This window comes from Arthrobacter sp. H14, from assembly GCF_000520495.1.
Classification (GTDB): Bacteria; Actinomycetota; Actinomycetes; order Actinomycetales; family Micrococcaceae; genus Arthrobacter_C.
This window is the reverse complement of sequence record NZ_KI914671.1, coordinates 28,218-29,496: the sequence shown is the minus strand read 5'-3', so window position 1 is coordinate 29,496 and position 1,279 is coordinate 28,218. Positions and strand designations below refer to the sequence as shown.

The window sequence follows — 1,279 nt, the reverse complement described above, 5'->3', positions numbered from 1 at the left end:
ATGTTTGGTGGCGTGGTCCCATGAGGGACGGGTCCGTAGCGAGGCTGCCTTCGCCTGTCTGGCCGGAGTGAATCCCATCCCTGCATCGTCGGGCAACACGGTGCGGCATCGTTTGAACCGGGGTGGCGATAGAAGGCTCAACAGCGCCTTGCACATGGCTGCGATCACCAGGATGACCTATGAATCTGAAACCTGCGACTACGTCGAGAAACGTCGCGCCGAGGGCAAAACGGACAAGGAGATCCGGCGCTGCGTCAAACGCTATCTGGCCCGTCGTGTGTTCAGGATCTTGGCTGCCGAAGCCCGGACGAAAAAGGTACAGGAAGCCGCTTGACAGACATAGAAGAGTCCTGAACGTCGAGATGGGCCGATTGCGCGGCTGGCCGGCCCCGGACAAACGGGACTATCTGGCCCAGGCGGAAGCGCCCGGAGCGTACTACATCGGGGACCCGGACGAGGTCGCCGAACGCATCGTCCACCTGCACGGCTATTTGCGCCACATGCGCCACTTCCTGCAGATGGACATCGGCGGTCTGCCGCAGGAGCACTTCCTTGAGTCCCTCACCCTGCTGGCCACCGAGGTCAAACCACGTGTCGAGCGCCTGCTCGCCAACCGCAACTAAGCCAAGACCATAGGATATGTTCCTGTGATTCCGTTCACTGTCAGGTTAGGCTGGCGTTGTGCAGCTACCCGTGGTCCCTCCCGTCAAGCCGATGCTCGCCAAACCGGTCAAGAAGATCCCGCCGGATCAGCTCTACGAACCGAAGTGGGACGGCTTCCGCTCCATCGTGTTCCGCGACGGCGACGAGGTTGAGATTGGCAGCCGCAACGGCAAACCAATGACGCGCTACTTCCCTGAAGTCGTCGAGGCGCTGAAGGCCAACCTTCCCGAACGCTGCGTGCTCGACGGCGAGATCGTCGTCGTCGATTCCACGGGCCAAGGGCTGGACTTCGAGGCCCTGCAGCAGCGCATCCATCCGGCCGACAGCCGGGTGAAGCTGCTAAGCAAGAGGACACCTGCCTGCTTCGTCGCCTTCGACCTGCTGGCCATCGACAACACGGACCTGACAGACGAACCGATGACCCGCCGTCGTGAATTGCTGGAAGAGCTCCTGTCCGAAGCGCGCCCGCCCGTCTACATCACCCCCGCAACCGACGACGTCGACGTGGCCCAGGACTGGTTCACCCGCTATGAGGGGGCCGGGCTCGACGGCGTGATCGCCAAGCCGCGCGACCTGCTGTACCGGCAGGACAAGCGGGTGATGTTCAAGAACAAGC

Annotated in this window: 3 protein-coding genes; all 3 read left to right on the top strand. The window is 62.5% G+C overall.

Annotated elements, in window-relative coordinates:
* Positions 1-334: transposase (locus Y707_RS0116010; RefSeq protein ID WP_026535831.1), on the top strand; the 334-nt coding region annotated here is incomplete at its 5' end.
* 28 nt (positions 335-362) lie between these two features.
* Complete coding sequence (locus Y707_RS0116005) at positions 363-623, top strand: hypothetical protein (RefSeq protein WP_026535830.1); 261 nt, start codon at positions 363-365, stop codon at positions 621-623.
* 58 nt (positions 624-681) lie between these two features.
* On the top strand, positions 682-1,279 hold a 598-nt coding region (locus tag Y707_RS30030), incomplete at its 3' end, for an ATP-dependent DNA ligase (RefSeq protein WP_035782060.1).

Excerpts from the sequence above, each read along its gene's own strand:
- Y707_RS0116005 (WP_026535830.1), top strand. The coding sequence starts at position 363 with ATGGGCCGATTGCGCGGCTGGCCGGCCCCGGACAAACGGGACTATCTG.